The sequence below is a fragment of the Nostoc cf. commune SO-36 genome, assembly GCF_023734775.1.
In the GTDB taxonomy this organism is placed as follows: domain Bacteria; phylum Cyanobacteriota; class Cyanobacteriia; order Cyanobacteriales; family Nostocaceae; genus Nostoc; species Nostoc commune_A.
In genome coordinates this window covers 2,046,644-2,071,306 of the sequence record NZ_AP025732.1, presented here as the reverse complement: position 1 = coordinate 2,071,306, position 24,663 = coordinate 2,046,644, and the positions used below count along the sequence as shown (strand labels likewise).

21 protein-coding genes and 1 pseudogene are annotated in these 24,663 nt (G+C 40.5%); 7 read left to right on the top strand and 15 right to left on the bottom strand.

Annotated elements, in window-relative coordinates:
* Positions 1-29: 29 nt before the first annotated feature.
* From recG to ANSO36C_RS09110, 9 genes and pseudogenes are all read right to left on the bottom strand, one after another.
* The gene (recG, locus tag ANSO36C_RS09150) at positions 30-2,507 is read right to left on the bottom strand and encodes an ATP-dependent DNA helicase RecG (protein ID WP_251959275.1); all 2,478 of its coding nucleotides are present in this window, start codon (positions 2,505-2,507) and stop codon (positions 30-32) included.
* Between the two features lie 94 nt (positions 2,508-2,601).
* On the bottom strand, positions 2,602-3,414 hold the full coding sequence (locus ANSO36C_RS09145; protein WP_251959274.1) for a hypothetical protein: 813 nt from the start codon (positions 3,412-3,414) through the stop codon (positions 2,602-2,604).
* Positions 3,415-3,641: 227 nt separating this feature from the next.
* The gene (gene tsf / locus ANSO36C_RS09140; RefSeq protein WP_251959273.1) at positions 3,642-4,586 is read right to left on the bottom strand and encodes a translation elongation factor Ts; all 945 of its coding nucleotides are present in this window, start codon (positions 4,584-4,586) and stop codon (positions 3,642-3,644) included.
* A 219-nt stretch (positions 4,587-4,805) separates the two neighbouring features.
* Entirely contained in the window at positions 4,806-5,600 is a 795-nt protein-coding gene (gene rpsB / locus ANSO36C_RS09135; protein ID WP_118171584.1) for a 30S ribosomal protein S2, read from the bottom strand.
* A 220-nt stretch (positions 5,601-5,820) separates the two neighbouring features.
* On the bottom strand, positions 5,821-5,988 hold the full coding sequence (locus tag ANSO36C_RS09130; protein WP_251959272.1) for a hypothetical protein: 168 nt from the start codon (positions 5,986-5,988) through the stop codon (positions 5,821-5,823).
* A 745-nt stretch (positions 5,989-6,733) separates the two neighbouring features.
* Complete coding sequence (locus ANSO36C_RS09125; protein ID WP_251959271.1) at positions 6,734-7,174, bottom strand: hypothetical protein; 441 nt, start codon at positions 7,172-7,174, stop codon at positions 6,734-6,736.
* A 68-nt stretch (positions 7,175-7,242) separates the two neighbouring features.
* Positions 7,243-7,932 carry a hypothetical protein gene (locus ANSO36C_RS09120; protein ID WP_251959270.1) on the bottom strand — a complete coding sequence of 230 codons (690 nt, stop codon included), beginning with the start codon at positions 7,930-7,932 and terminating at the stop codon, positions 7,243-7,245.
* A 92-nt stretch (positions 7,933-8,024) separates the two neighbouring features.
* A pseudogene (locus ANSO36C_RS09115) lies at positions 8,025-8,752 on the bottom strand (Uma2 family endonuclease).
* A gap of 22 nt (positions 8,753-8,774) precedes the next feature.
* The gene (locus ANSO36C_RS09110; protein ID WP_251959269.1) at positions 8,775-9,419 is read right to left on the bottom strand and encodes a restriction endonuclease subunit R; all 645 of its coding nucleotides are present in this window, start codon (positions 9,417-9,419) and stop codon (positions 8,775-8,777) included.
* Positions 9,420-9,647: 228 nt separating this feature from the next.
* Here ANSO36C_RS09110 and acs point away from each other — a divergent pair, with 228 nt between their 5' ends.
* The 7 genes from acs to ANSO36C_RS09075 all read left to right on the top strand — a co-directional run bounded on the left by acs (position 9,648) and on the right by ANSO36C_RS09075 (position 17,069).
* Entirely contained in the window at positions 9,648-11,621 is a 1,974-nt protein-coding gene (acs, locus tag ANSO36C_RS09105; RefSeq protein ID WP_251959268.1) for an acetate--CoA ligase, read from the top strand.
* Between the two features lie 127 nt (positions 11,622-11,748).
* Positions 11,749-12,429, top strand: a complete 681-nt coding sequence (locus ANSO36C_RS09100) for a tetratricopeptide repeat protein (RefSeq protein ID WP_251959267.1) — start codon at positions 11,749-11,751, stop codon at positions 12,427-12,429.
* Positions 12,430-12,465: 36 nt separating this feature from the next.
* Positions 12,466-13,788 (top strand): nucleotide kinase domain-containing protein, encoded by a 1,323-nt coding sequence (locus ANSO36C_RS09095; protein WP_251959266.1) that lies wholly within the window; start codon positions 12,466-12,468, stop codon positions 13,786-13,788.
* A gap of 44 nt (positions 13,789-13,832) precedes the next feature.
* Entirely contained in the window at positions 13,833-14,195 is a 363-nt protein-coding gene (locus ANSO36C_RS09090) for a DUF1643 domain-containing protein (protein WP_251959265.1), read from the top strand.
* Positions 14,196-14,512: 317 nt separating this feature from the next.
* Positions 14,513-15,424 (top strand): nucleoside triphosphate pyrophosphohydrolase family protein, encoded by a 912-nt coding sequence (locus ANSO36C_RS09085; protein WP_251959264.1) that lies wholly within the window; start codon positions 14,513-14,515, stop codon positions 15,422-15,424.
* Positions 15,425-15,464: 40 nt separating this feature from the next.
* A complete protein-coding gene (locus tag ANSO36C_RS09080; protein ID WP_251959263.1) occupies positions 15,465-16,160 on the top strand; it encodes a dCTP deaminase in 696 nt (231 codons plus the stop codon).
* A 150-nt stretch (positions 16,161-16,310) separates the two neighbouring features.
* Positions 16,311-17,069 (top strand): Uma2 family endonuclease, encoded by a 759-nt coding sequence (locus ANSO36C_RS09075; RefSeq protein ID WP_251959262.1) that lies wholly within the window; start codon positions 16,311-16,313, stop codon positions 17,067-17,069.
* Here the strand turns inward: ANSO36C_RS09075 and ANSO36C_RS09070 are convergent.
* The 6 genes from ANSO36C_RS09070 to ANSO36C_RS09045 form a co-directional block, all read right to left on the bottom strand.
* Positions 17,066-17,647, bottom strand: coding sequence for a Uma2 family endonuclease (locus ANSO36C_RS09070; protein ID WP_251959261.1), 582 nt, complete (start codon positions 17,645-17,647; stop codon positions 17,066-17,068). The genes ANSO36C_RS09075 and ANSO36C_RS09070 overlap by 4 nt on opposite strands.
* Before the next feature lie 47 nt (positions 17,648-17,694).
* Positions 17,695-19,275 carry a DHA2 family efflux MFS transporter permease subunit gene (locus ANSO36C_RS09065; protein WP_251959260.1) on the bottom strand — a complete coding sequence of 527 codons (1,581 nt, stop codon included), beginning with the start codon at positions 19,273-19,275 and terminating at the stop codon, positions 17,695-17,697.
* A 102-nt stretch (positions 19,276-19,377) separates the two neighbouring features.
* A complete protein-coding gene (locus tag ANSO36C_RS09060) occupies positions 19,378-20,628 on the bottom strand; it encodes an MFS transporter (protein ID WP_251959259.1) in 1,251 nt (416 codons plus the stop codon).
* Between the two features lie 130 nt (positions 20,629-20,758).
* Positions 20,759-22,213, bottom strand: coding sequence for an HlyD family secretion protein (locus ANSO36C_RS09055; protein WP_251959258.1), 1,455 nt, complete (start codon positions 22,211-22,213; stop codon positions 20,759-20,761).
* Between the two features lie 160 nt (positions 22,214-22,373).
* Positions 22,374-22,841 (bottom strand): MarR family winged helix-turn-helix transcriptional regulator, encoded by a 468-nt coding sequence (locus ANSO36C_RS09050; RefSeq protein ID WP_251959257.1) that lies wholly within the window; start codon positions 22,839-22,841, stop codon positions 22,374-22,376.
* Positions 22,842-22,914: 73 nt separating this feature from the next.
* Entirely contained in the window at positions 22,915-24,573 is a 1,659-nt protein-coding gene (locus ANSO36C_RS09045; RefSeq protein WP_251959256.1) for an ArnT family glycosyltransferase, read from the bottom strand.
* Between the last annotated feature and the right edge of the window lie 90 nt (positions 24,574-24,663).

The window sequence follows — 24,663 nt, the reverse complement described above, 5'->3', positions numbered from 1 at the left end:
CAGCACAGAGTTCGTCGGCATTTGATATATTATGTCAAAATCGCCCCACCCATCAACCGCTCATACCGATATTTCAACTCTTCTTTCATCAAATACCAACGCTCTAAAGTTGCATCCATCTCTATTATTTTCTCTGCTGCTTGTCGTGCTAAAAGTAAAACTTCCTCATCTTCAACCAAACTTGCTAAGGTAAAATCTGGCACTCCAGATTGGCGAGTTCCCAGTACTTGCCCTGGGCCGCGAAAACGCATATCCATTTCAGAGATGAAAAAACCATCCTGAGATTGTTCCAATACCTTCAACCGTTGTTGAGCATCAGGATTCCTAGAACTGCTCATCAACAGACAGTAAGACTGAGCTGCGCCACGACCAACACGCCCCCGCAGTTGGTGTAGTTGTGATAAGCCAAATCGCTCTGCATTTTCAATGAGCATTACTGTCGCATTGGGTACGTCTACACCCACTTCAACAACTGTAGTAGAAACCAAAATCTGCGTTTGGTTATCGCGGAATTTAGTAATTGCTTCATCCTTATCGGCTGAACTCATGCGACCATGTAGTAGCCCTACTTGAAAATCGGGAAAAACACTTTCTTGTAGCTTTTGATGCTCCTCTGTTGCCGATCGCAGATCCAGCTTTTCTGATTCTTCTACCAAGGGTAAAACCACATAAACTTGTCTACCTTGAGCAATTTCTCGGCGGATCAGGTCGTAAGCATGGTTGCGTTGCTGTCCTGACAATACTGTTGTCTGAATCTTTTGCCGTCCTGGTGGTAACTCATCAATCTGACTTACATCCAAATCCCCGTGTATCGTCAGTGCTAAGGTTCTGGGAATCGGGGTGGCTGTCATAGTTAACACATGGGGTTGCTCGCCTTTTTGCTGCAAACGCGCCCGTTGTTCTACCCCAAAACGATGTTGTTCATCTATCACCACTAATCCCAGTTGCTGAAAGTTTACAGAGTCTTGAATCAAGGCATGAGTTCCCACTAACAGGGGCAATTCACCAGTCCCTAACTGAGAATGTATTTGTCTTCGTTTAGCAGTTTTAGTGGAACCTGTCAGTAATTCCACTGGTAAATGTAGGAGGTTAAACCAACTAACCAACTTACGATAATGTTGTTCTGCCAAAACTTCTGTGGGAGCCATCAGTGCCGCTTGGTAGCCAGATTGAATTGCTGCGAGGATAGCTAACACGGCGACAACCGTTTTACCAGAACCAACATCGCCTTGCACCAAACGATTCATTGGCACAGGTTTTTGTAAATCGTTGAGGATGTCGTTGAGAACTCGTTGCTGTGCGCCAGTAAGTTGAAAAGGTAATATTTCGTGGAATTTCTCTACAAGTTGACCGCGTGGGACAAGGATGGCGCTGGTTTGAATCGCTCTTGCTTGCTGTTGACGTTGCAGTAAACCAAGTTGTAGATAGAAAAATTCATCAAAAACAAGGCGACGACGGGCAACTTGTAGAGCGGCGCTATCACTGGGAAAATGGATATTAGCGATCGCATCTTTCAATTCCATCAAACCATACTTCTGTCGTAAACCACTTGGCAGAGGGTCTTTCAGGTTAGCCGCAGCAGGCAAAGCAGTAATTACCGCCTGTCGCACTGTATTCGCCACCACGCCTTCAGTCAGTCCATAAATTGGCACTACTCGCCCAATATTCAGCGACTCAATCGTATCTCCTGGACTTGCCAAAACCTCTAGTTCTGGATTATCTAGTGTCAAGCCGTATTTACTTTCTTTCACCAATCCACAGGCCGCCAGAATACTACCTACTGCATAACGACGTTTTAAACTTTCTTGCCAAGCGCGACTACTAAAGCGCGTACCTGCGTAAAAACGACCAATTTTAATTTGACCGCTATTATCTTTTACTACCAGCTCTAAAATTGATAATTTCTGATTTTTAGGGCTAGTAAAGCAGTTGCAACGCTTCACTGTAGCCACTATTGTCACCGTCTCACCCGCCTGTAACTCGCGGATATTCACCTGACGCGCATAATCAATGTGGTCACGAGGATAGTAGAAAAGCAAGTCACGGACAGTATGTAAACCAAGCCGTGCCAAATTATCAGCTTTTTTAAAGCCTATCTCTGGTAAATCGCTGAGTTTTTGGTCAATTTTCGGTGCAAGTCTCCGACTTACCTCAGTAACAATTGGAGATTTGGGATTTTGAGTTTTGGATTTATAAATTCTCCCTTGCTCCTCTGCTCCTCTGCTCCCCTGCTCCTCTTGCTGTAATTGCGAAAGATACCTACGAGTCTCTGCTACTAAATGTTGTCTTTCTTCCAGTGCTAAATGTGGATAACTAGCAAATTGCACCGCTAGTCCTTGCCAACGGCGGCGTTCAGTTTGGGGTAAGCCTGTTGGGAATTTGCCCAAAGTTAGGCTCAGAAACTCACTGAAACGGTATTGTCTGCCCATCAAGTCTGTAAAGCCACGTTCAGCTTCTATTGCCAAGGCTTTATGCAATCGTATCCAATCTGGTTTTTCATTAATCATTGGTCATTAGTCATTAGTCATTGGTCATTGGTCATTTGACTTTGGACAAAGGACATAGAGCCGCCAAAGGCAACCCGTAGGGTAGGACAAATGACTAATCCTCAAACCAACTAGCACGCCATGCAGCTTCAGCTTCAGCAATTGCCTTTTCTTGATGTCTCTTTTGATACTCTCGTCCTAGCTTGTTTAGTTTAACTAAAGTACTGCGGATTTGCCTACGCTCAGACGAGAGATTTACATCAGCAAATTCAATTTCTCCTAACCGCAGGTTAATAGCCATAATTTGTGTCAGTCTAGAATCTTCTGACTGCTGCTCATTTTCAATTTCAATCACTAAGTTTAATAAATTGGGTGGCCCTGGCATTACCTCAGCAGATGCTTCTGATGCCGCAGCTGCGGCTGCTAAAATCGGTTCTGGTAATTTTTTGGGTAATACCCCAGCTTTTTGTAATAAAACATTAGCATCATGCGAAAGTTTTTTTAATATCTCTTGCGTGACCTCTTCTAAGTTCTGTTGCCATTTTGCCAACTCTATAGGATTAGAGGTGTCCAGAAATACTGAAGATGAAGAGGATGTTACTTCCTCATCTTCTTCATCCCCCTCATCCCCTTCATCCCCCCCTGCTTCACTTTTAATACAGGCAAGCAACTCTTCAGCTGCCAGTTGGCCCAACTTGCGGATGGCTTGTTGCAATTGTTGGCGCTGATTTAATGACAAATGCAAAAAGTTTTCGGGATATCCTTGAGTACAGAGGTGGTAACTTGCGAGAATCAACTGTTTTCGTACAGCTAACCCCAAGGTGGCTAGATAACTAACATAAGCATTTTCTAGTTCTACTGCGATCGCGCGGATCGCTTCTTTGAGTGCTGCAATATCCCGTTCAATTCGCTCGATTGCTCTTGCCATATCTTTTCGTTCTTGTCCATGTGAACTATTACATAGTACAAATGTACGAATTTATTTTCGGATAATTTTACAGAGGATTTTAGATTTTAAATTAAATGCAAATATCTTGCGTCTGTATTAAATAAAATACAGGTCAGGCGATTTGCTTGACCTGTTTGCTAAAGAGTCATTAGTCATTAGTCATTTGTCCTTGGTAAAGACTAATGACTAATGACCAATGACTAATATTACTTGCTGCCCATTTGTGCAGCAACTTCATCAGCAAAGCTAATTTCTTGCTTTTCAATACCTTCGCCCAGTATATAACGGACAAAGCGAGTCACTTGAATATCTCCGCCTAATTGAGCCTTTGATTGCTTAAAAAGGTCTTCCACGGAAATACTCTGATCGCGGATGTAAGGCTGATCGATCAAAGTCAATTCTTTCAGGCGTTTTTCAATCCGTCCCTGAACAATCTTTTCTTTGATGTTATCTGGCTTGTTTGCCAAATCATCCTTGCCCATTTCAATGTCTTTTTCTTTTTGGGCGATTTCGGCGGGGATTTGGTCTACGCTTACATACTCCACATTTGGACAAGCGGCAACTTGCATTGCAGTGTTCCGTGCCAAGCTTTGAAATTCTGAGTTAGCAGCCACTGACTCAGTTTGGGAACCCAGTTCTACTAATACACCAACTCGACCGCCAGTGTGAATGTAGCTGTCTACTACGCCTTGTGTGCCTTCTGCTATTGCAAAATTAACAAAGCGGCGCACTTGGATGTTTTCACCAAGGGTGGCAATAGTTTGCTTGATGGATTCTTCTACAGTCGCACTTTCATTCTCAATATAGGGTTGAGCCAGCAAAGACTCAACACTATCAACTGTCGCTGCTTGCTTTGCCAGGTTCTTAACTAAAGCTTTAAAAGCCTCGTTACGAGCAACAAAGTCGGTTTGGCAGTTGACTTCGATGAGTACACCCACTCGACCACCTGGCTGAATGTAAGTGTCTACTAGACCTTCTGCCGCAATGCGATCGCTTTTTGCCCCCGCTTTAGAGATGCCCTTTTTCCGTAGCCAGTCTGCGGCTTCTTCTACGTTGCCTTCAGTCTCTATCAGCGCTTTTTTGCAGTCCATCATGCCGGCACCAGTTTTTTGGCGTAGCTCTTGGACGAGTTTTGCAGATATTTCCGCCATTTTGCCTCAATTCCTAACTTGACCTCGAGTTGTAATCGCTCACGGGTGTTGAGTATTTCTATCTTACTCAGGGCTGGGGGAGAAAAAATAATGAAGTTATCAGGTATGAGTTTTTTTTCGCCTCTACCTTTGCCTACCTTATGCCGCAGACAAGGGCGGATTATTGCGATTCTGCAAATAACCGCCCTCTGCTGCACACTTACTTCACCCCGGCTTTGCTTATTCCTCTGTTTCCTCGTCGGGAATTACGGCATCAGTATATTCGGTTTCTTCGTAGTCATCGTCATACTCACTACCGTCATAATCTTCGTAATCATCTTCAGCCTCAAGCTGACCGTGACGACCTTCATAAATGGCATCCGCCAATTTTCCGACTATCAGCTTGATTGACCTGATAGCATCGTCGTTGGCTGGGATGGGGATATCTACTACATCGGGGTCACAGTTTGTATCCAACATGGACACAATGGGAATATTCAGCTTTTGGCATTCTTGAACTGCGTTATATTCCCGACGTTGGTCTACAATTACCACGATATCGGGCACTTTCCGCATTGTTTTAATGCCGCCTAAGTATTTCTGAAGCTTCGTCATTTCCCGACGTAGCATTGATGCTTCTTTTTTCGGTAATAAATCTAGTGCGCCAGTTTCTTCACGGCGTTCTAAATCTTTCAGGCGGTCTACCCGTGTTTTGATGGTTGCCCAGTTGGTTAACATTCCACCCAACCAGCGTTGGTTAATGTAGTGGGAACCACAACGGCTGGCTTCTTGGGCAATAATTCCAGCTGCTTGGCGCTTTGTGCCGACGAAAAGAAATTTCTTTCCTTGTTCCGCGTGCGATCGCATGTAGTTGTAAGCATTATCCATCAACTGGGCAGTTTGCACCAAGTCGATAATATGCACACCATTGCGGGAAGTATAAATGTAAGGAGACATTTTCGGGTTCCAACGCCGGGTCTGATGCCCAAAGTGAACCCCTGACTCCATCATTTGAGCCAATGAAACTACTGGCATATATTTTTCAACTCCGATTCGGGTTAAACCTCCATCCAAGTGTATTTCCCAACTGGGAAACACCCGAATTCTTAGATGTGCGAGATTAGTTAACCATACTAGGTTAGCATATTCTGAAAAGTTGTAGTTGCTTGAGTGACTGGAAGAAAATAGCGCTGCCCACTCAACAATTGGACAACGCTATGCTTGTTAGTGATAAAAATCTTGCTGTTTTTAAAGCCTACTGGCGGTCTTCTTGATCCTTGGGCTGAGACTTTTGTCGCCGTTGTTCAAGCTGATCGTCGATAGTTTCTCTCATTTTCCGATCAGCAGCATCCATCGCAGAATACTTAAAGCGGTTGATTATGCCACTGAAGAAGTTGCTAAAGAATCTTTCAATTTCTTGCATAATTTAATACCTCGGTATTTAAAGGTAAATTCTTGACTTTACATTGGTCTGGGAATTTCTAGTGGAAGTGGGAAATAAAACGCTAACCAGTTCTCGAAGTATCTGTTAGTCTCTTAGCGTCTCTAAGTGCTTAAACGGTTTTGATTCAGTTTTGCTTGTGAATGACTGTATAAAACAGTCTCATAAATTAAATCAGTATTGTTGAGACTTTCTCGGTTGAAACGCTATAGACATTATTTATTGTATTCTGTCTAAGGTAATAAATGTAGCAAAGACACAGGTAACAAATTGTTTACTTGGCATTGGCTGAGATATACAGCACTTCCGGCAGCTATGAGGTACATCCTCAAAGCTAAAAGCTATGTTAGGAGAGAGGCAATAAGAAAAACTGTATTGCATAATAGCGGGAAGCGCTGTAACCTATCGGGAACAGGATATCTCGATAGTTTTTATACTCAAGGATTAAAAGTCCACTCAGTCGGGACAGGGAATTTTTTCCGCAGCTTATCCATTTTTACAAGGGCTGCTTCAGTGAATTTCTCGATACTTTTCTCAAATACTTTCTTAAGGGAAAACTTTCAACGTTATTAACCAAAGTTTTAACGTGAGTAACAATTGTTTCAACATTTATAAGAAAATATTTAACGTTTGCAACAAATGCTCCAACTTTCTTATGAATGCTTCAACGTGAGGAATAAATGTAAATAGCCTCTGAAAGTAATTTACGAAAATATAATTCCAAATTTCACAAAATCTCTGCTAACTTTACTACCAGAGTATTTGCTAAATCCAGTAACCTGATATCATCTGTATTAATACTATTTTCTTCACCAGCTAGCAGATTTTTTACAGCAGATAGCCTGTCATTGGTTTGGGAAATTCTCCAAGATTCATCTAAGTTTAGTGCAAAATCAAATAGCGATCGCTCTCCTAAATGCTGTCTTACCCTAACAGCTACACTATCATTACTTACCAAGAATTCCTTAATAGTATCTAATTGAAAATTACCTAATATTTCGTCATGTCCCCACGTTTCTAGCCAGTCTCCCTCCACATCTTCAACATAAATATTGACAAAATCAACTCCATAAGTTAACCAGTTCTGCTGCATTTGTCGCGCTGTTGCTAAAGCTTCAGCAAATGTATCTACTTGATTGTTGCAGTGAGTTTCTCTTTTGTTAGCCATAAAAGCTCTAATTAGCACGTAAGTATATAGGCTAGAACACAAACCCGAAGTATCAAATTCCTGAAAATTCACGAAAATTTTAAATATTTGCCACCAGAAAGGTAATCACTGTTATACAGGGCCACGTTGACTAACTGGTTCACAAAATTAGCATCCTTGGGATTGTAACTTAAGAACAGCCCCCTTTCGATTTCCCACGATCGCAGTGTATTTTGCCAAGCTTCGTACTTTTGTTGATTTAGTTCTTCGCTAACACTAGTAACTTGAATGCACAGTGGTTCATTGTTACGACTAACAATTAAATCTGTTGCCATAGAAAGGTCGGCTATATAACGCTGCCAAAAACTACCTTCTCGACTGACAATATCTTGGGCTATAGATTTAATGATATCATGATCGACCTGATTAAATTCGCCTGCCATCAGTTTTTGTTTCCAAATATAAAACTTGGAGTCACTTGCATTGAACCATCTGGGAAAGAGATAACCATACCAATATCTCTCAATGGGCGTCATAAGCTCGAACTTTGCTTTTTGTTCTTCTTCTGAAGGTAAGGATTTGATTATCAGCCAAATTGTCGAATCCGTAATTACCTCTAAGAGAAAGGCAGTGACAAAGGGTTTTGCAGTCAGGGAACCTGGTTTGATATCTTTTACCCAACGATTGATTTCATCTAATCTTCTCGCTAAATTATGATCTATCGAGGAGGCTTGGAGGGTAAGGGACTTTAGCTGATCCTTAATTTCTTTTGCTTGCAAACGATGCCCTACTTTCAGAAGATAACGCTTTTTTTACACACTAATAACTAGATATTAACTTGAAAGTGTCTTTAATTAATTTCCTGATGTCATTAAATATTCTCTAGGTCGATGCCCTGTGTACGTAAAACCTCCCGCAGTCGAGCAATTTCTTGCTCTGCTTGTTGGGCGCGTTCTTCCGCCTGTTGGGCGCGTAAATGTTCAAGTTCCACCAATTCTTCTGATGATAGTATCAATTCATTTTCAGTAGTGAAGAATCTTAATTTACCTTCATAAACTCCCAAATAAAGTTCTAACTGCTGACTCCACAAACGGCCATCAGTGGTTACTTGAATTTCTTGATACTTACCATCAACTAGATGAAACCCCTGAAGTTCCATTGTTACAGGGTCAAACCAGAAATAATCTGGTGTACGGAAGGTATCTTGGTAAACTTGTTTTTTTAAACCTTTATCAACTGCTGTGGTTGAACTTGACAAAATTTCCACAATCAGATTGGGATATTTGCCGTCTTCTTGCGAAACTACCCAACTCTTACGGTCTTTTTTTGGGTTCCCAAAACTACAAAAAAGTCTGGGCCACGGAAATATTCTGATTTTTTCTGGTTAGGACTATAGTAAATCGTCAAATTGCCAGAAGCATAAAAATCTTGCCTCTCTCGCCACCACAATTTAAGTATGCGAATCAGCAAATCAATTTGTTCTCGGTGTGGGTCACTTTCCAAGGGTGGTTCGTCACTCAGTATATCGCCAGGAGGAAAAATAACTTCGTCCTCTGAGATACCATCAGAGATGATTTCTAGAGTAGCAGGTTCAGACATCAGCGATCGCCCCGCGATTTATTTACTGAAAACTTGGTAACTTACAAATGGCTTTGAATACTTGCAATAACTCAATTGCATCTGGAGATTGACTCAAATTTAATAATGGCATCAATTCATAAGTTGACTGGTTGTCATGTCTTAAATAAACAAATTGATAAAGCTGTCCATTAGTTACCAAACCCCAAACTGATGGCTGTTGATCTAAACTTTTAAAAGCATAAGTGAGTAATTGAGGTAAACCCTCAATCACATTGACCGAACTATTTTTTGTTTCAATCACTAGAACCCAAAAAGGCGGCGCAATATTACTTTGAGGACTGTTGATTGCTAAAATATCCATCCGTCCGGTAATTCTTCTGTCTTCATCTTCGACTGCGATCGCAATGCTATCTTCCATTGTCAACCGAATCGGCACATCGTAAAATCCAGCTAACCGCATTAATGGTGCGATCGTTATAAATTTAACCAAGCCTTCAGAAATTTTACCTGCGCTTAAATAGCGACGGAAGTCATTTCTGATTCGCAATAAATCCTGCTGTTCAAACTCAGAGAGTGGTTCTAGACTTAAAAAGTCTGTAAATGAACCATTGGAAAGTTCTTCTAATTTGAGAAAGCGATGAATATCATTGAGAGATAAGCTGCTAGCTTCGACGGTGAGGGGCATAGTTTCAGGCTTTGTTTGTCAAGACTACTTACATTTTGCAACATTTGCAGTAGATAGGTTGCAATGTAACCTCTTTACATTTCTTGATCGCTTGCTTTTGCTAGATGAAAATGAATGTAAACTAAATAACTCGGCAATTTCTACCTAGCTTAACGAAAATCTAAACAGCGTCTAGCACAACTAAGCTAAAAATAGTTTTCACTAACAATACCGTTTGTAAATGTAACCATGTCTCAACCAACGATAGAATCAATTCTCCAAGAGAATCGCCTATTTCATCCTGCCTCGGAATTCTCGCAGAATGCCCATATCAAAAGCCTGGAAGACTATCAGCGTCTCTACGACAAAGCCAAAGCTGATCCGCAGCAATTTTGGGCAGATTTGGCTGGAACAGAATTAGAATGGTTCCAAAAATGGGATACGGTATTAGATTGGCAACCACCTTTTGCTAAGTGGTTCGTTGGCGGTAAAATTAATATTTCTTACAACTGCCTTGACAGACATCTCACTACCTGGCGCAAAAATAAAGCTGCATTGATTTGGGAAGGAGAACCAGGTGATTCGCGTACCCTAACTTACGCGCAACTGCACCGGGAAGTTTGCCAGTTCGCCAATGTATTGAAGCAACTGGGTGTACAAAAAGGCGATCGCGTTGGTATATATATGCCAATGATTCCCGAAGCTGCGATCGCAATGTTAGCCTGTGCCCGAATTGGCGCACCCCACGGCGTAGTATTTGGTGGTTTTAGTGCCGAAGCTTTGCGTGATCGCTTAATTGATGCTCAAGCTAAATTAGTAATCACGGCTGATGGTGGTTGGCGCAAAGATGCGATCGTTCCTCTCAAAGAACAGGTAGATAAAGCCTTAGCTGATGGTGCTGTTCCTAGCGTCGAAAATGTCCTAGTTGTCAAGCGCACCGGACAAGAAACTTATATGCAGTTGGGGGGACGCGATCATTGGTGGCATGATTTGCAAAAAGGAGTATCAGCAGATTGTCCCGCCGAACCAATGGATAGCGAAGATATGCTGTTTGTCCTCTACACTTCTGGCAGTACGGGCAAACCGAAGGGCGTTGTGCATACAACTGCCGGTTATAATTTGTATACCCATATCACCACCAAGTGGATATTTGACCTCCAAGACACAGATGTATATTGGTGTACCGCCGATGTAGGTTGGATTACGGGACACAGCTACATTGTCTATGGCCCCCTTTCCAACGGTGCAACCACGGTGATGTATGAAGGTGCGCCCCGTGCTTCTAATCCTGGTTGTTTCTGGGATGTAATTGAAAAATACGGCGTTAATATTTTTTATACTGCACCTACGGCAATTCGGGCATTTATTAAGATGGGAGAACAACATCCCAATGCGCGAAACCTGTCTTCGTTGCGTTTGTTGGGAACCGTCGGCGAACCAATTAACCCAGAAGCTTGGATGTGGTATCAGAAAGTAATTGGTGGCGATCGCTGTCCAATTGTGGATACTTGGTGGCAAACAGAAACCGGCGGTATCATGATTACACCGCTACCAGGTGCAATTCCCACCAAACCCGGTTCCGCAACTCTTCCCTTCCCCGGAATTATTGCAGATGTCGTGGATTTGGAAGGAAACACCGTACCCAATAACGAAGGCGGTTATCTAGCAGTGCGTCATCCTTGGCCAGGAATGATGCGGACAGTCTACGGCGATCCAGAACGCTTCCGCCGCACCTATTGGGAACACATTCCACCCAAGGATGGTAACTATACTTACTTTGCTGGTGATGGCGCGAGGCAAGATGAAGACGGCTACTTTTGGGTAATGGGTCGTGTGGATGACGTACTGAATGTATCAGGACACCGACTCGGTACAATGGAAGTAGAATCAGCTTTAGTTTCGCATCCAGCAGTTGCAGAAGCGGCAGTAGTGGGTAAACCGGATGAACTTAAGGGTGAAGAAGTCGTTGCTTTTGTGACTCTAGAAGGCACTTATCAGGGAAGTGAAGAACTGATTAAAGAACTCAAACTGCACGTTGTCAAAGAAATAGGTGCGATCGCCCGTCCGGGAGAAATTCGCTTTACAGACTCTTTGCCTAAAACGCGATCGGGTAAGATTATGCGGCGCTTATTGCGGAATCTTGCTGCTGGGCAAGAAGTATCTGGAGATACTTCAACATTAGAAGATCGGGGTGTGTTAGATAAGTTACGGGAAGGTGTGTAAATAATTCCTAATGAGCTTAATAGGGGCGCATATATGTGCGCCCTTATCGTCTCTCTTGTGATGCATTACGCGCGAACGCACCTCAATTTATCATAAAGATTAGAACATTATTGAGGCATTCAGGGCGATGAAAGTGAAGCGCAAATCCAAATCAGCATTTGTTCAATCTTTTAGTGGCATGATGCTGAGTATCATCACCGTAATGGGGATATCACCATTAGTGTTAGCGGTTCCTGAACAAGTTTCTTTGCATTCGCCTAAACAGTATGCACAGAGACAACCACAAAAACTAGCACAATTTTCAGACACAGGCCCATCAGAGCGATCGCAACTCCTGCAACAAGCCAATGCTTTATTTAATCAGGGAGACTTGACGGGTGCAGAGGAAAATTTACGCAAATTAATTAAACAATTTCCAGAAGATGCCTTTGGACACTTTCAACTAGGAAATGTGCTTTTTCGGCAAAAGAAACCAGAAGAAGCAATTAGCTCTTATCAAGAAGCCATTCGCCTCCAGCCAAAATACGCTCTAGCTCACAATGCGAGCGGTATGGTTTATGCTAGCCAAAGCCGATGGGAAGAAGCCATTACTGAATATAAAAAAGCTCTGGAAATTAATCCTAATTATGGCGAGGCGCTGACTAATTTTGCGCTGGCAATGTGGCAAACAAATAAAAAAGATGAGGCGCTATCTTCTTTAGAAAAAGCTTTAAATATTTTCAAAGAACAAAATAGAGGTGAAAAAGTTAACCAAGTAGAACGAATTTTAAAAGAGATTAAAACTGCTGATGATCCCGGTGTTTCATAAACATCATCTTATTCAGTAGATAAAAGTTAAAAAGAGTTGCTGACAATTAGCTTTAAGGATGCTTTGCCTGGAGTGCGATCTGATACGATGATTATGCGGCATTTGTCGCATAATCTTGCCTCATGGATAAAAAATAAGTTTGAAACTGATGACCACAAACCAGGAGAAGAGTGTATGCAAGTGAGACAAGAAATTTTTGATACATATTGGCGATTTGCTGCTATGCGCCAGGAAGTATTTTTCAATAAAATTAATAATGTACCACCACCCTGGACGAGTGACCCGATTATTAATACTTATAAATTTTGTAATGCATATCGAGCAAGCGATCGCGTTTCACAATATCTGATCAAAAACGTAATTTACGATGAGAAGAGGAGCCAAAATGAAGAAGAAGTAATTATACGGATTCTACTATTTAAAATCTTTAATAAAATAGAAACATGGGAATACTTAGAAAAAAAATTAGGAGATTATATTACACTGTCTAATTTCGATTCAAATGTATATTCAGATATATTACAAGAGGCTATGAATCTTGGATATGTCATTTATACCAGTGCATATATGTCTTGTGCCAGCAAAGAGTTTGGTTATGATAAAAAGCACCAGAATCATTTGGCATTAATTGATAGAATGGTTGTCCAAGATAGGGTAGATAATCGCATAGTCAAGGCTAAAAAATTTGAAGATGTTTTTCAGATAATTCAAGAATATCCATTGCTAGGTAAGTTTATGGCTTACCAATTAGCGACAGATATTAACTATAGTGAAATTATCAACTTTGACGAAAACAGTTTTACTATAGCAGGCCCAGGAGCCGAACGTGGTATCGACAAGTGTTTCATTGATACAGATGGTAAAACATATACTGATATCATTCATTGGATGACTCAAAACCAAGAGAAAGAGTTTCAGCGTTTGGGGTTTAATTTTCAATCACTCTGGGGTCGTCCACTACAGGCGATAGATTGTCAAAATCTTTTTTGTGAAACTGATAAATACTGCCGAGCAGCATTCCCTGATTTGAAAAGTAATCGCAAAAAGATAAAATCAAAATTTACTTCAACGCCTCAACCAATTGATTATTTTTATCCTCCCAAATGGCGTATTAACGATCAAGTTAAAGAAAGTTTAGCAAATAGATTACCACCATTAGAGATTTTTGATTTTCAACAATTAGATAATCATTGTCAGCAATTATCTTTGGAGCTAGATTCTTTGGTAAAAAATACACCTGAAATCTCAGATAATTTATCAAAACACCTTAAAAAACATGAGCAAAAAACTCAGAGTAAAAAATCAAAAGCTTTGCAAAATGAAGATACAGAGAAGCCTCAACAGTTGTGTCTGTTTTAAGGTATTTTGATATTTATAAATTCAACATAATTCAAAAGAGAAACATGAAGAAAAAAGAGCATAATAATATTGAAAAGTATGCTGAATTTGATGATGAAAATAATAGAACTTATCGCTACTTATTAAGACGTAAATGGGATGAAAGTTTACCTCAAGTTACCTTTGTGATGCTTAACCCAAGTTACGCTGATGAAAATAAAGATGATCCCACTCTTGATAAGTGTATTAAGTTTGCTCAGAATGAGAATAAATATGGTTCTCTAGAAGTGGTTAATCTATTCGCTTATATTGCTACAAAACCTAGTAAGCTGAAAAAAGCAGATGACCCGGTGGGACAAAAAAATGACCTTTGTATTCTATCATCAACAAAACGCGCTGACTTAATTATTTTAGCGTGGGGAGCGTGACTTGGTAATGTGAGTGCGAGGAAGTATCCCAGTATTAAGAACCGTGCGGAAGCCGTGCTAAATCTAATTTCTGGTCAAAAAACTCTTCATTGTCTAAAGCTAACAGAGAAAGAATATCCATTAGGTCTAACAAAGCAAAAATTTCCACGCCACCCACTATATCTTAGAGATAATACAAAACCAATTATTTTTCCTTTTAACATAGAAAGATAATAGCAGAATTACACAATATATAATAACGACTCTTTATAAAGAATTCTCATATTTATATTTTTTTCTATAAAAATCAACAACTTTTAAATTGAAGCAGTTTCATTATGCATTTTTCTGAATATCAAACACAAGCACTGAATACAGACCAAATTCCTGCTGTCGAAGGTACTGAACTAATCATACCGCTACTAGGTTTAGTTGGTGAAGTTGGTTCTTTGATGACTGAATATAAAAAACATTTACGCGACGGTGATGCACACAAATTATTTAAAGAAGGCATCGCGGAAGAATTGGGGGATATGCTTTGGTATATTTCCAATTTGGCAAGCAAATTTAACCTTAATTTGGAAGAAATTGCCGAAGATAATTTGAAAAAGTGCAGTGACCGTTGGGGATGGAGAGATTCAGCAAAAATAGATGATAAAGCTACAAGTTACATATTCGACAATGACTTTCCCGAACATGAAAGTTTACCACGACAGTTTGAAGTAGAAATTACGGAGGTAAGCAAAGATAACTTAATCAAAATGAAGGCATTTATCAACAAAAAACAAATTGGAAATGACCTCACCGATAATTCCTATAAAAGTGATGGCTACCGCTTTCATGATGTTTTCCATTTTTCCTACGCCGCAGTTTTAGGTTGGTCTGTGGTCACTCGTAGTATTCTTAAATGTAAGCGTAAAAGCAATCCCCGCATTGACGAGGTTGAAGACGGTGGTCGTGCAATAGCTATTGAGGAAGGTGTATCAGCACTCGTATTCGCCTATGCCAAAGATCACGGTTTCTTAAAAGGCGTTTCAACATTAGATTATCAACTATTGAAGACTATCAAAAATATGACATCACATCTAGAAGTTTCTCAATGTTCGTTGGGTGATTGGGAGAAGGCGATTCTCATGGGCTATGATGTCTGGCGACAGGTAGAGAAAAATCGGGGAGGAAGGGTAGTGGTTGACCTTGATGCACGCTTGATAACCTATTTGGAAGAGTCTAGTCTGCGTTTAGCTCTGTAGAAATAAAACATTCACTTAACGATATATTGCGGGGGAACAAATGAGTTTTTGGTCATCACAAACTTTGAATTCTCGTCTTCCTAGTTTAATTGAACCATTTAATAAGGATCAAATTCAGTCTGCATCATACGAATTGTGTTTAGGGGAAGAAGTTTATATTTCAGCCCTTCCTGATACACCTCTGAGAGAGCGGAAAAAAATTATTCTTAGAGAGAAGGAAACTGTTCCTATCCCTCCAGGTCAGTTTGCATTTCTGATAACTTCTGAAACAATCAAAGTTCCTAACAATGCACTTGCGTTTATTTCAATTAAATTTAAACATAAATCAGATGGACTGATTAATGTTTCAGGTTTTCATGTCGATCCTGGCTATAATGGCAAACTAATTTTTGCTGTTTATAATGCTGGGCCTATTAACATTCAAGTAGAAAAGGGTGAGAGGCTTTTTCCTATATGGTATGCGGACTTGGATAAAGATGATGAAGACCCTCGAAAGAAGATAGGTTATAATTCAATTCCTACTGATTTAATGAATCGTCCTGATTTAGTTTCTTCTCTTCCTAATTTGGTAAAACGTTTGGATGAACTGGAGAAAAAAGTAGAGAGTTATTCTATTAAACAGGCTTTAGTCTTGACAATTGCTATTGGGGTTTTACTTGCTTTTGCAAAAACAATAGTGGATATATTTCTACAGCCATTACTTAATATGATTAAATCTTCTCTTGTGATCTATTAATTTTTAATTAGTGAAATTAATCCAAGCTTTCGTTATATACTAAAACGAAATAAGTGCAAAGTTGACAAGTATAAACTATTATAGCGCAACAAAATTTGTTAGATTTATTGAGATAATAAATGAAATACAAATATAATCTTGGTTGTGTCTATGACTTCCCTATCGGCATTAACTTTACCGGATCACACTCAGTTACCAGATTCAGATGGTACATTTGTGAAAAATCTTCAGGAGCATCCGCAAAGCATTTTAATCACAGATTCAATTAAACCTGTTCTAGAGCAACTTCATCCTGACGGTCAATATTGTATCGGACAAGATTCTGGTATCTACTGGCGATTGACAGATCCTCCTGAGAAAGGGGCTGAAGCACCAGACTGGTTTTATATACCCAATGTACCACCGACTCTTAACGGTAAAATGCGGCGTTCTTATGTACTGTGGAAGGAGTATGTCGCGCCCTTGATTGTGATTGAATTTGTCTCTGGAGATGGTTCAGAAGAACGAAATAACACACCGCCATCTCAAGGGCAAGGTGGAAATGTTGGTAAGTTTTGGGTTTATGAGCAGGCAATTCGAGTGCCTTATTATGGAATTTATGAAGTAGCAAAAGCACAGGTTGAAGTGTATCATTTAATCGATAATACTTATCAACTGATGCAACCCAATGAACGAGGATATTACCCAATTGCTCCTATGGGTGTAGAGTTAGGAATCTGGCAGGGATTTTATCAGAATGCAGAGTTACCTTGGCTACGGTGGTGGGATGCACAAGGAAATTTGCTGTTAACGGGTGAGGAACGGGCAGTGATTGAGCGACAAAAGCGAGAGAGAATTGTAGAGAAATTGCGTAGTCTATCTGCTGAACAACTCAAAGATTTAGGAATTGACCCAGAAATGTTAGATTAAGAAATATTTTCATCTATCAATATTACATCTTCATATATTTCTGCGATCGCACAGCGAAAATCAACGCTAGCTAAATGCACCTCTTCGCCTTTCTCGTAAGGGTAAAGTACCCAATGTCCATCTTCATTGCGGCGGAAGCATTCGACGCTCATTCTATCTGGTGAAATTAGTACATATTCTTGTAATGATTCTAAGTGTCGGTAACTAGCGAATTTCTTACCTCTGTCATAGCCTTCGGTTGACTCAGAAAGCACTTCGATAATTAAGGAAGGATGGCGCTTAAAATATTCAAATTCTTTATCTCGTGTATCGCAAGTCACCATCACATCGGGATAAAAATAGCGATTTATGATATCAATCTGTGCTTTCATATCTAACATATAGACACGACAACCACTACCCCGGAGATGGTTTCGCAACAGCATTGATACATTCATGCTCACTGTGACATGAGCATCACTTGCCCCTGCCATTGCGTAGACTTGACCATCAATGTACTCATGTTTGATTTCACTTACTTTCTCGCCTTCTAGATATTCTTCAGGGGAGATATAGTACTCACTTTGGCTAACGACCATTTTAGTACCTTAGAGTTTTATCAAACATTTTAACTCATACAACAAATTTAATGAGCGATAGCGCCACCACTTGGCTTCACCTTTTTGAAGAATAAAACGGCAAGCCCACTGAGTAACAATGCAATGCCAATAAAGTAAAAACAATCGTTAAAAGCCATTACATAAGCTTCCCGACGAACTATATTAGATATAGATGCGATCGCTTGATTTTGTGCTGTACTCAAATCTGCTCCTCGACTGACAAAATACTGGGTCATTTGGTCAATTCGCTGTTGAGTTTCTGGGTTATATAAAGATACCGTATCACCCAATCTATTAGAGTGAAATTGCTCTCTATTAGTTAACAATGTTGCTAAAGATGCAATCCCTATAGAACCGCCCATATTCCGCATCATATTAAATAAACCACTTGCCGAACCTGCTTCTTTCGGACTTAATCCACCAGTGGCGATAGAAGTTAGCGGTACCATAATTAGGGGTTGACCCATTGCACGCACAAATTGCGACCAACGTAACTGATCTAATCCAGTTTGATTAGTCATTCCAGAGTTCATAAATGCACTGATGGAAAACAAAGTTACACCAACAGCCACCATTAAACGCACATCAATGCGTTGCATCAATTTAGGTATGAGGGGAATAATAAATAGTTGGGGAATACCAGCCCAAATCAACACTTCACCAATTTGCAGAGCATTGTATTTTTGAATTTGGGCGAGATACAACGGTAAAATATAAATTGAACCATATAATCCTACCCCTAGTGACACATTAACAATACTTGCTAAACCAAAGTTGCGCCTAAACAAAAGCCGCAAATTAATAAATGGTTGCTTACGAGTTAATTCAATATAGAAAAATATCGCCAAGAAAATTCCTGCAATCACACTTAAGCGCACAATCAATGCTGAACTAAACCAATCTTTGCGGCTACCCTCTTCTAAAACAACTTGCAGAGAACCTAAGCCAATAGCCATTGCAATAATTCCCCACCAGTCTCCTTGTTTCAGTAAACTAATTTGGGGTTTTTCTTGCTTAATCCCATACCAAACACCAGCTAGCATTAATGCTCCGGGAATTACATTTATATAAAAGTTATATTCCCAACCAAAGTTTTCTGTTAACCAACCTCCTAATGTCGGGCCAATTGAAGGTGCAAAAACTGCACTAAAACCGAATGCAGCCAGTCCAACTGATTGCTTAGATTGGGGTAAAGTCGTTAATACAACAGTCATAGCAGTAGGAATTAGTACTCCTCCACTGAAACCTTGTAAAGCGCGAAATAAAATCATGGAATTGAGATTCCACGACCAAGCACAGCATATAGAAAAGAAAATAAATAGTGCAGTATTTACTAACAAATAACGTCGTAGAGAAAACACCCGTGATAACCATCCTGTTAGAGGGATTACCACAATCTCTGCCACGAGATATGCTGTAGAAATCCAGGAACCTTCTTCTAATGTTGCTCCTAAACTTGCTTGGATATCTTGTAGTGAAGCATTAGTTATCTGAATATCTAATACAGCCATAAATGCACCAAGCATACTGGCTAATACACCAATCCAAGTTCTTAATGGGACACGTTCAGGCGGTGCTTGCTGACCAATTACATCTGTATTAGCCATAGTGTTTTTCCTGTTTCAAAGTTAAGTTGCAAAAAATCTATTATTAAATTTTCTCTTTTTATCTGCATGACGAAATTAAAATATCATTACAATTTAAACTTCCTAAGTTGTGATAATTCCCTTCTTCTCATAAATTGGACGCATTATTTGCCTTAAAGCAGGCAACTGCCTGCTAAAAATAATAGAGCCTAAAATACAAACTATCCCATCAATAATTAAAGTGTTGGTAGCACCGATATGACTTGCTAAGAAACCTCCCAATAAATTGCCTATGGGAATCATCCCTAAAAATGACATTGTGTATAAGCTCATCAATCGCCCACGTTTGTCATCCTCAACAATTGTTTGTAAAAATGTGTTACTAGCAGCAATTTGGAGAATTGTACCTAAGCCAACAAATAACATTGTAAATAAAGAAAGTGGTAAATATCGAGATAAAGAAAAGGCAATTAAACCCATTCCTAAAATTGCTGGAGCTAAGGCAATCAATTTCCCAATTCCTAATATTGTTTGGCGTGTAGCTAGATAAATACCACCAGTTAAGGCTCCAACTCCAGATGCCGCCATCAAAAAGCCCAATGTTTCTGCACCACCTTTGAGAACTTGTTCTGCAATAACTGGCACTAAAATAGTATTTTGCAGTCCCATGAGGCTGACTAAAGCTGATAGCAATAAGACGGAGCGAATGGGTGAGAAACTAAAGGCGTATACAAATCCCTCTTTGACTTTTTGTAAGGGATTACCGTCAGGAACCACATTTTTCCAAGGTTTAACTTTCATTGCTAATAATGCAGCGATGACAGCAATGTAGCTCAAACCATCAATTAGAAAACAATAAGCAGTTCCAACCCTGGCAATTAATAAACCTCCGATCGCAGGGCCAATTAATCGCGCCCCGTTGACCATTGTAGAGTTAATCGCGATCGCATTGGCTAAATCTTCTCTACGCTCAACCAATTCTGGTACAAAAGCTTGGCGGGCTGGCGCATCTAAGGCGTTAATAAATCCTTGAAACAAGCTCAAGGCGATGATGTGCCATACCTGAATCACACCAGTTAACGCCAGCACTGCTAATGTTAACGATTGAATCATCGCCAAGACTTGCGTACTAATTAAGGTACGATATCGAGAAAAGCGATCTACAAATACTCCACCAAAAGGAGCTAAAAAAAAGCTAGGAATTTGACTCGAAAATCCCACAATTCCTAGCATTAATGGGGAGTTTGTCAAGTCATAAACTAGCCAAATCGTGGCAAGTTGCGTCATCCACGTCCCAATTAGGGAAATACCTTGTCCGGCAAAAAACAGCTGAAAGTTTTTTGACCTTAAAGCAGGTAGTAGCGGTTTTTTCATCTCAGGCTTGCTTTATACCAATCTGTTTTCATAAATATCATCTCACCTGATCTTTATACGCCTGTCTTTAGATGTAGGAGAATGCCATAAGCAGAAAGAGGTTTTTCAGATGTTTTAAGCCAATCTGATATTACTTGACTTCTACAGCAATTTCCGCAGACATCCCCGGAGTAATCCGCGATTCGTACCCTTGAATGCTCTTTTGGTCAAAAACTATCTTAACGGGAATGCGTTGGACAACTTTGGTAAAGTTACCTGTAGCATTATCTGGTGGCAATAAAGCAAACTGAGCGCCGGAAGCTGGCGAAAGACTTTCTACACGACCAACAAAGGTATGATGAGGGAAAGCATCTAGCTTGATTTCTGCCGCTTCTCCTGGTCGCATCTTTTCTAATTGAGTTTCTTTGAAGTTCGCAATTACCCAATACTGGTTATCCACGATCGCCATTAATGGTGTTCCTACTGCAACTCGGTTGCCAACTTCGACATTTTTTCTACCAACTCGTCCGGCACTGGGGGCGGTAACATTGGCGTAAGATAGTTGTAATTGTGCGTCTTTGAGCGATGCTTCCGATTGGGCGATCGCCGCTTTTGCCGCTTCGTATTGGCTACGTTTGACTGTTGTATCTTGTCCGCCTGCGGTAGCTTGTTGCAATCCTCCCCTAGATGCTGCCAATTTAGCTTGGGCGTTGGTGACATTTTCTTGCGCCTGTGCTAGTTGAGACTGGGCTTTGGCAACACCAACTCTCGCAGAGGCTAACTTGGCTTGGGCTTGTTCTACTCCCTGAATAGCAGCGTTCCTTTGTGCCGTAGCCACATTAAAAGCGGCCTTAGCTGTGTCTAACTGTTGACGAGCGATCGCACCTGATTGATACAACTGGTTATAGCGATTGTAATCTGCTTGGGCATTTTCCAAATTCGCATTTGCTTGCGCTACCTGCGCTTGGGCGGCGGGAATCCCTGCTTCGGCTAATCTGACTTCAGCTTGTGCTGCTGGTATCCCAGCTTGGGCTTCTTGTACTGCTGCTTGGGCTGTGGAAATTGCTGCTACTGCACTGCTGACATCACCTTGCGCTTGAGTTGTCTTACCGGTGGTGGTTTGTGAACTTAAAGCAATATTTGCTTGCGCTGCTTGCGCCTGTCCACGAGCATTTTCCAGGGCTGCTGCTGCTTGTTGTACCTTGCTTTCATAGTCCCGTGGATCTAACTTGACTAACAACTGTCCCGGTTGCACCAGTTGGTTATCATCCACTAGCACCTGACTTACAGTTCCAGGAATGCGGCTACTAACTTGGTGAATGTTTCCGGCAACAGTGGCGTTGTCTGTTTCCTGATGGGTGGAAGCGTATTGCCAGTAGTTATAACCAAAACCACCTGCGGCGATCGCACCTACACCCAATGCTGCCAAAATTAAACCAGTCGGTCTTTTCCGCTTCGGTGGAACTTCTTTTTCTTTCTCTATCTCAGGCGTGACAACAGGTGATTCTGCTGTTACAGTTTCTAAAGTCTCGGAATCAGGAATCAATTGTTTTTCAATAAGTGGGATTTTGTTTTGGTTGCGTCCGTTAAAAGTATTACTGGTCATGATTCTTAACTCGCTTGTTCTTTCAGTAATTTGATTGATAGTCTTTTATTTAGAATGCGTAGTATTTTCTGAAAAAAACTTATTTCCTTAGTATGCGTATTATTATCTCAAAATAAATCTTTACATCACTTCCCCCAGTCGGGTGATTATGGGATCATCTTTAGGAGAGGTTAGCGATCGCCCGATTCAAGATTTGGGAAAACAGTTCTCGGTCAGCAGGGGAAATACCATCCATCGCTTCATCGCGCACTGCTGCGGCGATTGGCGGTAAGACAACTTCTAGTTCCTTACCTGCATCCGTTAACCAGATTCGCCAGATGCGGCGATCTTGAATGTCGCGTTCTCGACGCACCAAGCCGCGTTCTTCCATGCGATCTAGTACACCTGTTAAAGTTCCGCCTACTTGTTTGAGCTTGTCCCCAATACTAGAAGTAGGTAAACCATCTTCTTGCCACAAACAGCACAATACCAGCCAGTGAAATGGCGTAAGACCAAAGGGTTCTAGTCTGTCTGTAAACTTGCGACTGATGAGTTGCGAGACTAATTTGATTCTGTAGCCCAAATTATATGGTGCCAGATTTTGCTGCCACGAATCTAAAGCTGGGGACTGATTAGATGTAGAAATCATTTAGCAAAATACTTAGTATACGTACTATTATAACTAAATAATTTTTTTTAGCAATAGTTGCTTTGCATCTGTCTTAGGGAAGAACTTGAATTAACTGGTACTTTTCTAATGTACCGACAAGGCGATGAGGCCGAGATAATTTAGGGGACTGGGCAGTATAGATCAAAGCATAGCTCAAAGCTGGGATTTTGGAAATAGAGTTTACTTGTTGGGGGTGAATAGAAAGATAGAAATTAAGCAGTACTCGGGTTTTTTGGTCTATTTCCACAAAGTAGACAGGATGAGATTGGAGAATTGAAGCGATCGCACTTTGTTGTAAAAAAGATTTTAAAACAGGGTTATAGTCACTTAATAGACCTATGCTACCGGTCATCGCCAAAGTCAGCCAACAGGGAATCAACCAACCTGCAATCCAATAACGGGCTGTGAGAAACTTCTTATCAAAGTGGTAACGACTAATCCACACCACAGGTAAAATTAACCAACCCAATCCCCCAACTAAGCCAATAATTCCATACTTGCGGATGTCATAACCACCCCAACTAAGAACGACAATACTCGCTATAACAAGTAAAACACCTAACCCACCAAAGCCATAACTTAGGTTTTGAGGAAGATTCTTTTTAGCAAAAAGCTTTAATATATTTATTTTACCTTTTTCAAAAGGTAATTGTGCCGCAATTCCTGTCTGGTAAATATTACCTAACCAGTTTAAACCCACAGATGCAAACAAAGCTATAAACGGATAAAGACAAAGGCTGTAGTGAGGGAAACGAGTGGTAAAAAGACTAAGTTCACAAAATAAAACAAGTGGAAAGCCAACTAATATTAACTGGTAGCGAACAATGGGGCGGCGGAGAGTTAAAAATAAACCTAAAAGTCCGAAAAAAGCCCAAGGAAATGCTTTTGAAGGAATATTCCATAGATAAAACAGCGGCCCATTATTATTTTTATCTTCAGAACCTAGCTGCACAACAAACTTGAGCAATTCCTCAAAACTTTGATTTCCGTAGTGCAGCCAGCTTAACCACAGCCAAACGCAGGTAGGTATTAAACCGACAAAAAAGCCTAAATATAAAATTGGATTAGTAAGATGATGATGACGGCGATGTTCCCAAATTAAATAAGGGAATAAAGCTATGATTGGCAAAAAAATCATCAAGCTTCTGACTAAGAAGCCTAAACCTAAACTTAAACCAGCTAGAAAACTCCAAAAATAGCGATATTTAGGATGTAATTCTGTTTTTATTAAAGACAAAATAGCTAAAAGTACCAAAAAAATCATCGGGACATCAGGTGTACTTAAGCGAGAGTATTGCAGCCAGAGAAATTCCACACTTAAAATTGCCGCAGCAAGCCAAGCCAATTTTTTGCCTAGCATAATTTTGCCGATTTCATACACTAGCCATAAACTCAAAATACCAGCAATCATACTAGGAAGACGCGCACTAGTATCACTGATACCAAACAGCTTGTAGAAACTGGCAATTAACCAATAAAAGCCAGGTGTTTTATGATGTGCCTTTTCCCAAGGAGTTATCCAATTACCAGAATCAAACATCAGACGCGCACGCGAAGCATAAAGCGCTTCATCATGTGCCATCAGGCTATTGTGCCCAGAAGTAAATAATAATAAGGGCAGTATCCAAACTAGCAAACTCACATAGGGCAATGATGCTACTAAACGAATTTGTCGCCAAATATGCTGTAAGAAGTGTAGTTTATATAACATTGAATTGATATAATTGAATGCTGCTATTTATACTCGTTTATGTACCCTACTGTTATTAAAATATGTTACATAGTCATTGTTGAAAAATAC

Coding starts and splice junctions, on each gene's coding strand:
- recG (WP_251959275.1), bottom strand. CDS start 2,507: ATGATTAATGAAAAACCAGATTGGATACGATTGCATAAAGCCTTGGCA.
- ANSO36C_RS09145 (WP_251959274.1), bottom strand. CDS start 3,414: ATGGCAAGAGCAATCGAGCGAATTGAACGGGATATTGCAGCACTCAAA.
- tsf (WP_251959273.1), bottom strand. CDS start 4,586: ATGGCGGAAATATCTGCAAAACTCGTCCAAGAGCTACGCCAAAAAACT.
- rpsB (WP_118171584.1), bottom strand. CDS start 5,600: ATGCCAGTAGTTTCATTGGCTCAAATGATGGAGTCAGGGGTTCACTTT.
- ANSO36C_RS09130 (WP_251959272.1), bottom strand. CDS start 5,988: ATGCAAGAAATTGAAAGATTCTTTAGCAACTTCTTCAGTGGCATAATC.
- ANSO36C_RS09125 (WP_251959271.1), bottom strand. CDS start 7,174: ATGGCTAACAAAAGAGAAACTCACTGCAACAATCAAGTAGATACATTT.
- ANSO36C_RS09110 (WP_251959269.1), bottom strand. CDS start 9,419: ATGCCCCTCACCGTCGAAGCTAGCAGCTTATCTCTCAATGATATTCAT.
- acs (WP_251959268.1), top strand. CDS start 9,648: ATGTCTCAACCAACGATAGAATCAATTCTCCAAGAGAATCGCCTATTT.
- ANSO36C_RS09100 (WP_251959267.1), top strand. CDS start 11,749: ATGAAAGTGAAGCGCAAATCCAAATCAGCATTTGTTCAATCTTTTAGT.
- ANSO36C_RS09090 (WP_251959265.1), top strand. CDS start 13,833: ATGAAGAAAAAAGAGCATAATAATATTGAAAAGTATGCTGAATTTGAT.
- ANSO36C_RS09085 (WP_251959264.1), top strand. CDS start 14,513: ATGCATTTTTCTGAATATCAAACACAAGCACTGAATACAGACCAAATT.
- ANSO36C_RS09080 (WP_251959263.1), top strand. CDS start 15,465: ATGAGTTTTTGGTCATCACAAACTTTGAATTCTCGTCTTCCTAGTTTA.
- ANSO36C_RS09075 (WP_251959262.1), top strand. CDS start 16,311: ATGACTTCCCTATCGGCATTAACTTTACCGGATCACACTCAGTTACCA.
- ANSO36C_RS09070 (WP_251959261.1), bottom strand. CDS start 17,647: ATGGTCGTTAGCCAAAGTGAGTACTATATCTCCCCTGAAGAATATCTA.
- ANSO36C_RS09065 (WP_251959260.1), bottom strand. CDS start 19,275: ATGGCTAATACAGATGTAATTGGTCAGCAAGCACCGCCTGAACGTGTC.
- ANSO36C_RS09060 (WP_251959259.1), bottom strand. CDS start 20,628: ATGAAAAAACCGCTACTACCTGCTTTAAGGTCAAAAAACTTTCAGCTG.
- ANSO36C_RS09055 (WP_251959258.1), bottom strand. CDS start 22,213: ATGACCAGTAATACTTTTAACGGACGCAACCAAAACAAAATCCCACTT.
- ANSO36C_RS09050 (WP_251959257.1), bottom strand. CDS start 22,841: ATGATTTCTACATCTAATCAGTCCCCAGCTTTAGATTCGTGGCAGCAA.
- ANSO36C_RS09045 (WP_251959256.1), bottom strand. CDS start 24,573: ATGTTATATAAACTACACTTCTTACAGCATATTTGGCGACAAATTCGT.